Raw genomic sequence first — 11,012 nt, forward strand, 5'->3', positions numbered from 1 at the left:
GTCATATTCTTGTATTTTATATTAATATATAACGTTAGCCTGTTACTTATTCATTTTCCATTATTGAAATAACATGGTTCCTGTATGGAAATGATGGAAATGCACCATAGCCAGTGGTTGACAGTGCTGCTGCTATATTTGCAAATTCAATGCTCTTATCAATATTTTCTGTTCTGAGAAACTCAGATGCGAATGCCCCATTAAAGCAGTCTCCGGCACCGGTTGTATCAACAGATTTTACTTTATATGGCTTAAAATATGTTATATGGCCATTGTAATTGGAAAGTGAACCTTTTGATCCTAATTTTATGATTACATTATTTTTATATTTAGAACATATTTTTACAGATGCTTTTTCAGCATCTTCTATACTGTTTATTTCGCAACCGGCCAGAAGCTGTGCCTCAGTTTCATTAGGTGTTAAAATATCAGAATTTTCCAGTATATATTTATCCTCATAAAACGGGCTCGGATCAGTAATTATAGTATTCCCATTTTCAGAATTATTTGACATAAAATCCTTTATTGTTTTCAATGGTATTTCCTGCTGAAACATTACTATTGAGTTTTTTATTTCAATATTTTTAAAATCATTATATGACAAATTCGAATTTGACCCTGGATACACTGTAATCATATTTTTCCCGGATGATTCAACATTAATCATTGCAATGCCGGTTTGGGCACCATAATTTAGGGATAATTCCATATTCTCTTTCTTTAGATAATTTGTTATTATTTCAGCAAAATAGTCATTTCCAAGTTTGCCAATAAATCGTGGCTTCACCCCGGTTCTTGCTACAGAAACAGCCTGATTTGCCCCTTTGCCTCCCGGGTATAAATAATACTTATCTGCCTTTACCGTTTCGCCTGTTGCCGGCAATTTTGGAGAAGACATAATAATATCAATATTCACACTACCGATCACACTTATTCCATTCATTAAAGCCCATGATAATATAATTTAAATATTTACGGAATTATACTGATGATTTATTCCAGGCATGAAAATATTTTTTATACTGTATACAATACACATTAAATGTACGATGAAACTTGTATCTTCTGCAGGGAAATCGCAAACAAAGGAAATGCCGCATTTGTCTACAGGGATTCAAATATAATGGCATTCATGGACAACGCTCCAATAGAAGAAGGCCATGTTCTTGTCATACCGGTAAATCATTACGAAAACATATATGATATTGATAAGGATATCTATCTTGAACTTCAGCTTGCTGTAAAAAGGATAGCAATAGCAATAAAAGAAACGCTGAAAACCGATGGCCTTAATATAGGCCAGAATAATGGTAGAGTTGCAAATCAGGTAGTAATGCATTACCATGTGCATATAATACCGAGATATTACAGAAAAAAGATAAACTGGGAACGAGAAACTGCAAGTCTGGATAATCTAGAAATCATTGCAGCTAAAATAAAGGAAGGCATTAAAGAGGTAAAATTATGAAAAGTCTTGAAGAATTATACAACAGGGCACTGGAATTAAAAAATAAGGGAATGTCCGATAAGGAAATATCAACAGAGCTTCATCTCTCTGTAAATACCATAACATGGCTTTTAAGCAAGGATCTTAAGGGAAATAAAATCTCTGATACAAAGATCGGATGGAGGAGCATTGGAGTATATGGCAATAGAATTGAGAAAATAGCAGAGATCATGGCCGATATAATATCAGAGGAATTGCCATTGGATGAAATAACATCAATATTGGGAATAACAATAAACGGAATACCATATGCAACAATGCTATCAGATTTACTTGAAAAAGAATTAATAGTATACAGGCCACACCCATCAGGGCAGGAAGGAATGTTCAGCAGCAATTTTGCCAGCGTAAAGAGCAAAAAGATAGTCATAATAGATGACGTCATGAGCACCGGAGAAACAATGAAAAGAACAATAGACGATATAAGGAAGAAGGGTGGAGAAGCCGTACTTTGTATTGTCCTTGTATCAAAATTAAGTTCTGATGAAATAAACAATGTGCCGGTAAGATCGCTTATCCGTGCAACTATGGTGGGATAAAAATGTACTGGGCAGATGCCCTTGTTGAAAATTTGAAGGGAAACCAGCTTATCTCCACCGGAATATCACCTTCAGGGCCAATACATGTTGGCAATATGAGGGAAATACTTACTGGAGATATAATTTATAAAGCATCACTTGATAAAAAGCTGGATTCAAGATTTATATATCTCTGCGATGACATGGACCCATTGAGAAAGGTTTACCCATTTCTTGATGACAGTTATTCACAGTATGTTGGAATGCCATTGAGTTTTATTCCTGCTCCAGAGGGAAACGGAAAATATTCCGATTATTTTCTTCAACCTTTTCTTGAAACACTTAAAAAGATAAATGTGAATGTTGAGGTTATAAGCACAACGGGATTGTACAGAGATGGAAAATTGGCAGAAGCAATTAATATAGCCATGAACAGCAGGGAAGAAATAGCAAAAATTTTGCATGATGTTGCTGGTTATGATCTTGCTCCAGACTGGTATCCCTACGAACCAAGATGCTCAAAATGTGGCAAAATCAATTCTTCTGTGGTCACAAAATACGAAGAGCCATATGCATATTATCAATGCAAGGCATGCGGCAATGAAGATAAAGCAGATATAAGGAAAGATGACGGAAAAATGCCATGGCGTATTGAATGGCCTGCAAAATGGTTTGCACTGGGCGTTACTATAGAGCCATTTGGAAAAGACCATGCGGCTGCCGGTGGATCATATGATACAGGAAAAGAAATTGCACAGAAAATATTCAAAATTAATCCTCCGGTTCCACTGATGTATGAAAGAATATTATTAAAAGGGGTTGGCGTAATGCATTCATCAACAGGAATAGCAATAAGTGCATCGGAAGTAACTACATTTGCACCTCCAGAAATATTAAGATTCCTTATAGCAAAGAACGATCCTGGAAGGCATATAGATTTTGATCCAGGCATGGGCCTTTTGAATCTAATAGATGATTATGAAAAAATGGAGCGTGCATATTTTGGCCTTGACGAATCGAACAATGAGAATTATAAACGCATCTATGAAATGTCCAGGATAAAAGTTTTAAGTGCCCCGGAAAAAATTAATTTCAGGCATATAGTTACACTTGTGCAGATATACAAAGACGATGATAATCTCCTTTCCGCACTGAAAAGAAGCGGATATGACAAGAATGAAATCGACGACTACCTGAAAAATGAGATAGTTATAGCAAAATACTGGCTATCCAAATATGCTCCTGACAACATTAAATTTACACTGGTAGACAAACAATTTTTGCTCACTGAAGACCAGATATCCATACTTCAGGAATTTCTTGATAAAATAAATGGAATTGACTGGACATCGGATGCAATACATTCTGTAATTTATGCAATAATAGGAGACAGGAAGTTAACGCCAAAGGATGTATTTACGCTGTTTTATAAGATTTTTATAGACAAAGAACGTGGCCCGCGCCTTGGATATTTCCTGGAAAGCATGGGCAAAACTTATGTAATAAACAGGATTAAAGCACTGATCCAGCCAACCACTCAAACATAAAAATATTTTAATATTCCATTTTCTTTTTGGCATTCATGGCAGAAACTGAGAATATACTTCCAATAATTCAAATTCCATAATCTTTTAAATTTTAGGATATTATAATCAATTTTACAGCAAATTACTTACACTGCCACTTAATAACATAAAATTTATTACTTTTATAAAATTGTATGTGCAATGATAGTTTCAAATCCTGCACCGCTTGATATCTCCTATGTTCCGGAGAAATTGTTTTTCAGGGATGATAAAATTTCCACAATAAGATCCTCTGTTATTCTTCCGGCAAAAAATGGCATAACAAATAATGTAATAATATACGGAAATTCTGGAACAGGAAAAACTTCAGCAGTAAAGGTAATCATGCGGGATAATGCACCAATAATATACGAAAATGCATTATCGTTCAAAAATGTAAAGAATTTGCTTGAGCATGTCATTTCAAGGCTTGGAAGGCCAGTGTCCTATCACGGTTTATCATTTTCAGATATTTTCTCAACCATTAATTCTATAATATCATTCCGTGGGAATATGGTTCTTGTAATAGATGAAGCCACCTCTCTTCTTAAAGATGATGATGCAGGCATTTACAACCTTTTCAGGGCATCTGAGATATATGGGACCAGATTGAGCACCATTCTGATTTCCATGGAGAACCCATTCACATATCTAGATAGAAAATATGGAACGGTAACCGGCATTAAATTTGACAACTACAGCAGCTTTGAAATTAATAAAATTATAGCAGATCGTGCATCAATGTCACTGGAACCTGGAACATACTCTGATTCTATACTGAAATATATATCGGATATTTCCGGCCAGTTTGGAAGTGCAAGGTTCGCTATAGAATTGCTTCAAAAAGCAGCATATATGGGGGAATACAGGCTTTCAAAATCTATAGAAAATGATGATGTTAGATCTGCAGTTTCTCTTATAAATCCCTATATAACGGAAAGCAAGCTTTCACTGCTCGACCGTGAAGATCTTATTGTACTTTTATCAATATGCATTCTTCTTCCTGATTCTATTTCTACAAATATAAAATCAATAGAAGAAGAAGTAAAATTGCTTGGAGAGGAATATGGCATAGGACTGAAAAAAACGGAAATATATAAAATAATAAGAAAACTGGAAAATATAGATATTATATCTTCTCAATTAAAGAGCAGCGGAAATAAATCAAGCGTGTCAAAACTTATTTCAATAAACGATGTTCCTGTTTCAATACTTTCAATGAAACTCCGTGATCTTATCTCCAGAATTTGAAATTATAAAATCAAACGGCTTAAATGATCTTTCCAGGCGTTTTTCATAATATTTTTTATCAAAAAATTCTGAATTGCTTTTTACAATGTTATGTTCTTTATCCATTATAATTCCTGAAATAACCATTCCAGGAACAGTATTTTTATAATCCTGGTTTTTCATTAGATAATATATAATATTTTTTGATTTGTAATCATTAATATGCCTGCTTACTCCGAATTCTATCCTAAAATCTTCAATATCAAAATTTTCCATCTTTTTATATTCATCTTTTAACTTTTCTATCATATACTTTCTTGAACGCAGCTCCATAAAATCACAGTTAAGGATATTAAGCGCATGATCCTGAAATTTTTTTACCAGTGCCGGGGAATCTCTTCTCCTGAGTTCTATTCCCCTTATCTTAAAAGTTCCATCATTCCTCAATCCAATGTACCTGTTTGCCGATCCTGTGCCATTGTTTTGTGGCAGAAATGCGATCCATTTATAGCTCGAATCCAGAACTATCTGAATCCCTGTATTTTTGCAGATTTCTTTTAATGTTTTCTTTATATCTCCGGGTCCGGAAAGCCATAGAGAATCAACAACGCCATGCATTACATGGAATCCGTTATTTTCTGCTATCCTCATGGATATTTCTATTATTTTTCTGCCGATCTCTGTTATTTTTTCATGCACATCTATTCTGCCAAATTTTGCATTTTTATATCCAGTATAACCAAAAGAATTGAGAAGAAGAATTTTTAATGCCTTATTTCTCTTTGAATATATATCCCCCCTGCTGCTCAGTGCTTTGTAAAAAAGCCTTCTATTCAGCAATTTTCTGAGGAACATTGAGAGAAAAGCAGTATTTTTCCCTGATATATTTTCCGGTGATACTCTGTAATTTACTATTATTCCAGGATACATGGATGAAAAATCAATTTCGTAGACATTTTCATAAACTCCAGGATCAGGGTTAAAAACTATGCCTCCCCTGTTCGCATTGAAAAATTCCTGCGGATTTTTAGGAACCTCATAATCATCCTTTCTGAACGGTATAAGTATTTTCCTTTTCAGTGCTTCTTTTTCCTCAATAGCAGATACAACAGTTCCTGGGGTTATATAAGATACAGTTTCCACCGGAAGGGATGAAACCCTTGACATTTCAAATAATCCAGCAATACCAGATTCATTATAAACAAAGGAATCTGAATCTATACATATTTTATCTTTTATTCTAACTGTTGAAGGCATATAAGAATGCCTGCCATAGGATTCAAACGTCCTTTCCCTGTAAAATTTACTCTTTATATAATAACCATATTTTTTCATCTCCTCAAGGAATAAAGAAAACTGGTTGCTGTAATTTTTGTATACAATAACAACATTGTTTTTTATCGCCTCGTAAACTTCTTCATATGCATTGCCCGAACATTTTAAGCCATTTATAATAACATATTTCATAATTTTACCGGAAAAAACCGGTTCTATTGCTGCTGTGGGCAAATTTATATCCTCATCATATATATTCATGAGTTTGAAGAATTCAAACCCGTTGCTTTCCATAAATCTTAAGGTACTGTTTATATCCGCATTATAAATTTTTAGCCTGTAGCCAAATGAATTTTCTATTCTAAATGCAAGATCCATTGATTTTGATGGCTTTAAATATATCTGTATGCCTCTGTGCATGCCATAAATATCATCCATCGAAGCATATCTGTAAATATAATTTGTTGCATCCAGGCTTTTTTCAAGCATTGTTAAATAATAAGCATCACCAGAAACAAATATCCACGTTCTGTTTTTGAAAGTTTTTTTAACTATCTTATTTGATCTGTAGAACCATAATTCTATTAAATCAGAACCAGTGGCGTTTATTATATTCTCCATATTCCTCAATTTTTTTATATAACTCTAAAATAATAGCAGCAAAAAACTGGTTAAAATCCGAAATTTCATTTGAATGCTTTTCAGCCATAGAAAGAATTGTTTTCAGAATTTCAAGATCCTCTTTTTTCATATATGTGTGCATTGATAGTATTTCATCTTCCATAGATTTCACATATTCCCTTGGGGACAATGTATTCCTTCCCATATTTATAACCTCATAAACTCCGCATTGACGGTTTTCGTGCCAATAATATCTAAAACTATTGCACTGCCATTATACGCAGCCTGATCCATAACATAATTTAATTCTTCAACGACCATAAGGCCCCACGCATCAAATATAAATGATGAAATTAATATGAGATACCTTTCAATATTTCCTTCTATAAGTATCCTATTCAATTGATATGGTGTCATAACTCTCTGTATTTTTATATTACAATCTAAAATATTTCTTTCAAGCATTATTCCATCGGAGATCAAAAGCTTTGTAGGATTATAATATCTTATTTCCGATTTTATATCAATATTTTCCTTTTCTGAAATTAAGAAATTTATCATAATATTAAAACATATATTTTAAGAAATAGTTTATGGAATTAAAATAAAAATGAGAAAATGAGTTAATAATTTATTTTATGGATACTTTTTTTATAACAACTTTCTCTAATGGCCTATCTTTTCTGTCTCTCTTTACCTTGCTAATTTTATCCGCAACATCAAGGCCTTTTACAACCTTTCCGAATACAGGGTGCATTTTATCCAGATAGTTATTATTCACAATATTTATGAAAAACTGGGATCCACCGGTGTTTGGGCCTGCATTTGCCATAGCTATGGTTCCCCTGTCATTTTTGTTGTTTTTTGTAAACTCATCCTTTATTTTATATCCGGGTCCGCCCATGCCTGTTCCTGTGGGGTCTCCTCCCTGAATCATAAAATCTGGTATAACCCTGTGGAATATTGTATTATTATAAAATCCTTTTTCAACAAGTTTTTTAAAATTTCCTGTAGTAACCGGCATATCATTTTCAAACAATTCTATTTCTATATCTCCCATACTGGTTTCCAGCAATGCTACTGTCATACTTCTTGATAATATCTATAATTATATACTTTTCCAGGGAATCATTTAAATCAAATTAAAATAATACGTGTTATAATATAATTATATATAGAATAGAAAAATTTCAAAATATTGTATAATTTTATAGCATAATTAGTATATACGATTAAAAAATAATAAGATATATTTATTTAAAGAATTTAAATATTTGCAATAAAACTAAATAATACTTAAATATAATAACGTAACATTATACTTATGATGGATAATGATATTTACTCAGTCATTGATAATGCAAAGATAACAAAATTTCAGAGAAGGCTTGCAGTAACCGCAGCTCTGGGGCCTTTCACGGATGCATTCAATGAATTTGGTTCATCGGTGGCCTTAATAGCTGTTGGCATAATATTCCATTTACCTGCATATCTTGTCGCTATAGCTTTAGGGGCATACTGGGCAGGTGTTGCAGGTGGAGGAATACTTGGTGGTGTAATAAGTGACAGGATAGGGAGAAGATACCTCTTTCTATATGATACTATTGGCATGGCATTATTTGCAATATTAAGTGCAGTTTCTGCAAACTACCTGGAATTCTTCATAACAAGGTTGGGTTTAGGCATATTCATAGGTGTAGATTATGCTGCAGCTATACCTTTACTTGCAGAATATTCTCCATCAAAACAGAGGGGAAAGTTATTATCAACAGAAAAATTATTCTTCATGTTCGGAACACTGGCTACAGTTTTAATAGGCCTTGGGCTTACAATAGACGTTGGTTCCCTGCTGGCATGGAGATATGATTTCCTTATAGCTGCTGTACCAGCTTTAATACTATTTGGTTTAAGGTTTGATATGCCCGCATCCCTCAGATGGGCTAAGAAAAATGGGAAAAAGGAATTAATACCAAAAATCCTTAAAAAACTTAAAAAAGAGGGAATAAATATAGATCCTGAAACAATAACCCTTGAAAAACAAAAAGGCATACTTGGCAACGCCAAAGAATTCTTTAATAGGAAAAATATAAGGGCAATAGTATACATATTCTGGATTGGTGCAGCATATTCACTTACAGTTAATCTTGCAAGTGTTTATGCTTCACCTGAATTAGTAAGCCTTGGCGCATCATCAACCACAGCAGTTCTTGGCTCATTTATAATAGATCTAATCGGTACTGTAGGTGTAGTTATAACATTATTGATTGTAGATAAACTGGGAAGAAGAAAAATGGGAACATATGGATTCATGCTTGGTGCAATACCTATGGCAATACTCTTCATTGCAGCAGAAATGCATTTAATGTCCATACCGTTATTAATCATAATGTTCGGTATATTCTTCCTTATAAATGTTGGATTTGTAGGTACTTTACAGTACTTGCCAGCGGCCGAAGTATCAACAACAAGGTCAAGAGGCCTTGCTGTTGGATGGGAAAAACTTTTTGAATTCGGTCTTGCATTGCCAATGTTAACACTATATGCAATAATCGGTCTGAAATACTCTCTATTATTCGATGTAATAATGTCAATAGTTGCAGGAATAATATTCTATTTTGTTTCATTTGAAACTAAATCAAAGACACTTGAGCAGAATGCAAAATATGCCGTTGATATGGGACATCAATCTAATAAAGCACCAGAAACTGAAAAAGAATAAATTATATTATTAAAAATATTTAAGTATTTTCTGTTTTGTTGCTGTGTTGCATAACTATTATTAATTTCATTCTATTATTATATTATCCACTATATTCTATTATATAACAATATTATCGCTAACTATTTATATTAAGTGTTTTATGTCCAGCATTACTAATATATATTTAAAAATATAAATATATTAAGGTAATAATCCTGATTCTGCCATATATTTCTCCTATTCATATTTAGCATTGCATAAAATATTTTAATTTACAATTTAGCACATATAAAAGTATGTTAAGGAATAATTAACTATGTATAATGACGAAAACACACACGAAATATTTATATTTATTACCGGATTGTAATTTTTATGGCTTTGAATGCGGAAAATGAAACTATTAGTGTTGCAAATCCCGCCTCTTTAAAAAAGCACATTACAACAACAGAGGCAGTAATTATATCGGTTATGGGCGGCATTGGTCATGGATATTCTTTAGTAATATAGCTGTTGTATCAAAAGCTGGCCCAATAGGCATGTTAACACGGGTTATTATCTGGCTACTGTATAATACCTATAGCACTTTCAATAGCTGAATTATCAAGAGTTTTTCCAGAATCAGGTTCAACAACTGTTGCCGCAATTTATACCTATGTGAAAATTCTTGGATTAATAATAGGACATGCAAATCTCTTATAGTATTTATTCATAGCAGAAATTGAAAGCCTTGCAATACTAATAATTTAAGTTATTTTGTTCCCGGATTATTTGACCCTCTGGGTCCCCTTCAATTTTTCTGTTATTATTTATACCAATTAATTATTATGGCATAGAAAGATTTGCAAAAACAGCATTATGGTATGGCGTAATTAAATGGATATAGCTGGGTGCAATAGGAATTATATTTTTAACACTTCTAATTCATTTTAATAATTTCACAGCATATGGAGGTTATGCACCTTTTGGAGTTTCTGCTGTTTTTGCCGCAGTTCCTTTTGCAATAATAGGCGTTGGCGGTGCTAGGGTAATTTCTGATTTTGCAGAGGAAATGCATTCAACAAAAAAATTCTGGCTTATCATGGCGTTAAATATTATTGGGAAATTAAGCATTACATTATTATTTGGCTTCGCAAAGATCAGGGCCGCGAAGGGCTATTGCAGGTGATGCAATTCTGTTCCTGTCTTAATCCTGATCACATGTTTTACATCTGGCTCTTTTCCACTTTGGGTGCTTTAATTTACCACCGCATACAGGACACTCAGATGAGGTCCCACGTGGATTAATATACAGTATTTTTCTTTTACATTTGTATTCAACCATTTTCTGGAATTCAGAATATGGCCATCTGTTCAGGTATGTCCGGAATTTCTTTCCCTTATCATTACCACTCTTCTTTATTCCTTTGAGATCTTCGAATACAAAGGATGCATCAGGGTTATCTTTCACCAGACTTGAAGATAACTTATGCATTGCATCCTTTATTCTGTTTGAAGTTCATCCAGCAACTTTTCTAAATAGTTTGCAATAATATCAGTATAATTATTCAAATACTTATATAACGGCATGCTGACTTTTTGATGAAACTATTATG

The 11,012-nt window shown here is 33.3% G+C and carries 13 protein-coding genes; 6 read left to right on the plus strand and 7 right to left on the minus strand.

Going from position 1 to position 11,012, the window contains the following annotated elements; translation table 11 throughout:
* Nucleotides 1–46 precede the first annotated feature (46 nt).
* The gene (locus tag WKI77_RS06165; protein ID WP_337860953.1) at nt 47–943 is read right to left on the minus strand and encodes a ribokinase; all 897 of its coding nucleotides are present in this window, start codon (nt 941–943) and stop codon (nt 47–49) included.
* Between the two features lie 99 nt (nt 944–1,042).
* Here WKI77_RS06165 and WKI77_RS06170 point away from each other — a divergent pair, with 99 nt between their 5' ends.
* The 4 genes from WKI77_RS06170 (at nt 1,043) to WKI77_RS06185 (ending at nt 4,841) form a co-directional block, all read left to right on the plus strand.
* On the plus strand, nt 1,043–1,468 hold the full coding sequence (locus WKI77_RS06170) for an HIT family protein (RefSeq protein WP_337860954.1): 426 nt from the start codon (nt 1,043–1,045) through the stop codon (nt 1,466–1,468).
* The gene (locus WKI77_RS06175) at nt 1,465–2,046 is read left to right on the plus strand and encodes an orotate phosphoribosyltransferase-like protein (protein ID WP_337860955.1); all 582 of its coding nucleotides are present in this window, start codon (nt 1,465–1,467) and stop codon (nt 2,044–2,046) included. The genes WKI77_RS06170 and WKI77_RS06175 overlap by 4 nt, the downstream gene beginning before the upstream one ends.
* Before the next feature lie 2 nt (nt 2,047–2,048).
* Nucleotides 2,049–3,572: a lysine--tRNA ligase gene (lysS, locus tag WKI77_RS06180; RefSeq protein ID WP_337860956.1), complete on the plus strand. Its 1,524-nt coding sequence runs from the start codon at nt 2,049–2,051 to the stop codon at nt 3,570–3,572.
* Between the two features lie 180 nt (nt 3,573–3,752).
* On the plus strand, nt 3,753–4,841 hold the full coding sequence (locus WKI77_RS06185) for a Cdc6/Cdc18 family protein (protein ID WP_337860957.1): 1,089 nt from the start codon (nt 3,753–3,755) through the stop codon (nt 4,839–4,841).
* Here the strand turns inward: WKI77_RS06185 and WKI77_RS06190 are convergent.
* From WKI77_RS06190 to WKI77_RS06205, 4 genes are all read right to left on the minus strand, one after another.
* Entirely contained in the window at nt 4,806–6,716 is a 1,911-nt protein-coding gene (locus WKI77_RS06190; RefSeq protein ID WP_337860958.1) for a type B DNA-directed DNA polymerase, read from the minus strand. The genes WKI77_RS06185 and WKI77_RS06190 overlap by 36 nt on opposite strands.
* Complete coding sequence (locus tag WKI77_RS06195; RefSeq protein ID WP_337860959.1) at nt 6,685–6,921, minus strand: hypothetical protein; 237 nt, start codon at nt 6,919–6,921, stop codon at nt 6,685–6,687. The genes WKI77_RS06190 and WKI77_RS06195 overlap by 32 nt, the downstream gene beginning before the upstream one ends.
* Before the next feature lie 2 nt (nt 6,922–6,923).
* Complete coding sequence (locus WKI77_RS06200) at nt 6,924–7,277, minus strand: hypothetical protein (protein ID WP_337860960.1); 354 nt, start codon at nt 7,275–7,277, stop codon at nt 6,924–6,926.
* 70 nt (nt 7,278–7,347) lie between these two features.
* The gene (locus WKI77_RS06205) at nt 7,348–7,803 is read right to left on the minus strand and encodes a peptidylprolyl isomerase (RefSeq protein WP_337860961.1); all 456 of its coding nucleotides are present in this window, start codon (nt 7,801–7,803) and stop codon (nt 7,348–7,350) included.
* A gap of 237 nt (nt 7,804–8,040) precedes the next feature.
* On the opposite strand from WKI77_RS06205, the gene WKI77_RS06210 reads away from it, so the two are divergent.
* Together WKI77_RS06210 and WKI77_RS06215 are read left to right on the plus strand one after the other, a co-directional pair.
* Nucleotides 8,041–9,435: an MFS transporter gene (locus WKI77_RS06210; protein WP_337860962.1), complete on the plus strand. Its 1,395-nt coding sequence runs from the start codon at nt 8,041–8,043 to the stop codon at nt 9,433–9,435.
* Between the two features lie 357 nt (nt 9,436–9,792).
* Nucleotides 9,793–9,927, plus strand: a complete 135-nt coding sequence (locus WKI77_RS06215; RefSeq protein WP_337860963.1) for a hypothetical protein — start codon at nt 9,793–9,795, stop codon at nt 9,925–9,927.
* 444 nt (nt 9,928–10,371) lie between these two features.
* Here WKI77_RS06215 and WKI77_RS06220 read toward each other — a convergent pair whose 3' ends face one another.
* Together WKI77_RS06220 and WKI77_RS06225 are read right to left on the minus strand one after the other, a co-directional pair.
* Entirely contained in the window at nt 10,372–10,500 is a 129-nt protein-coding gene (locus WKI77_RS06220) for a hypothetical protein (protein WP_337860964.1), read from the minus strand.
* Nucleotides 10,501–10,603: 103 nt separating this feature from the next.
* Nucleotides 10,604–10,903, minus strand: coding sequence for an IS200/IS605 family accessory protein TnpB-related protein (locus WKI77_RS06225; protein WP_337860965.1), 300 nt, complete (start codon nt 10,901–10,903; stop codon nt 10,604–10,606).
* Between the last annotated feature and the right edge of the window lie 109 nt (nt 10,904–11,012).

The sequence above is a fragment of the Ferroplasma sp. genome, assembly GCF_037442045.1.
In the GTDB taxonomy this organism is placed as follows: Archaea; Thermoplasmatota; Thermoplasmata; order Thermoplasmatales; family Thermoplasmataceae; genus Ferroplasma.

What these genes read in the sequence shown, in the direction of transcription:
- lysS (WP_337860956.1), top strand. Translation starts at nt 2,049, where the DNA reads ATGTACTGGGCAGATGCCCTTGTTGAAAATTTGAAGGGAAACCAGCTT.
- WKI77_RS06165 (WP_337860953.1), bottom strand. Translation starts at nt 943, where the DNA reads ATGAATGGAATAAGTGTGATCGGTAGTGTGAATATTGATATTATTATG.
- WKI77_RS06175 (WP_337860955.1), top strand. Translation starts at nt 1,465, where the DNA reads ATGAAAAGTCTTGAAGAATTATACAACAGGGCACTGGAATTAAAAAAT.
- WKI77_RS06185 (WP_337860957.1), top strand. Translation starts at nt 3,753, where the DNA reads ATGATAGTTTCAAATCCTGCACCGCTTGATATCTCCTATGTTCCGGAG.
- WKI77_RS06200 (WP_337860960.1), bottom strand. Translation starts at nt 7,277, where the DNA reads ATGATAAATTTCTTAATTTCAGAAAAGGAAAATATTGATATAAAATCG.
- WKI77_RS06170 (WP_337860954.1), top strand. Translation starts at nt 1,043, where the DNA reads ATGTACGATGAAACTTGTATCTTCTGCAGGGAAATCGCAAACAAAGGA.
- WKI77_RS06190 (WP_337860958.1), bottom strand. Translation starts at nt 6,716, where the DNA reads ATGGAGAATATAATAAACGCCACTGGTTCTGATTTAATAGAATTATGG.
- WKI77_RS06220 (WP_337860964.1), bottom strand. Translation starts at nt 10,500, where the DNA reads ATGATAAGCCAGAATTTTTTTGTTGAATGCATTTCCTCTGCAAAATCA.
- WKI77_RS06195 (WP_337860959.1), bottom strand. Translation starts at nt 6,921, where the DNA reads ATGGGAAGGAATACATTGTCCCCAAGGGAATATGTGAAATCTATGGAA.
- WKI77_RS06210 (WP_337860962.1), top strand. Translation starts at nt 8,041, where the DNA reads ATGATGGATAATGATATTTACTCAGTCATTGATAATGCAAAGATAACA.
- WKI77_RS06215 (WP_337860963.1), top strand. Translation starts at nt 9,793, where the DNA reads ATGGCTTTGAATGCGGAAAATGAAACTATTAGTGTTGCAAATCCCGCC.
- WKI77_RS06205 (WP_337860961.1), bottom strand. Translation starts at nt 7,803, where the DNA reads ATGACAGTAGCATTGCTGGAAACCAGTATGGGAGATATAGAAATAGAA.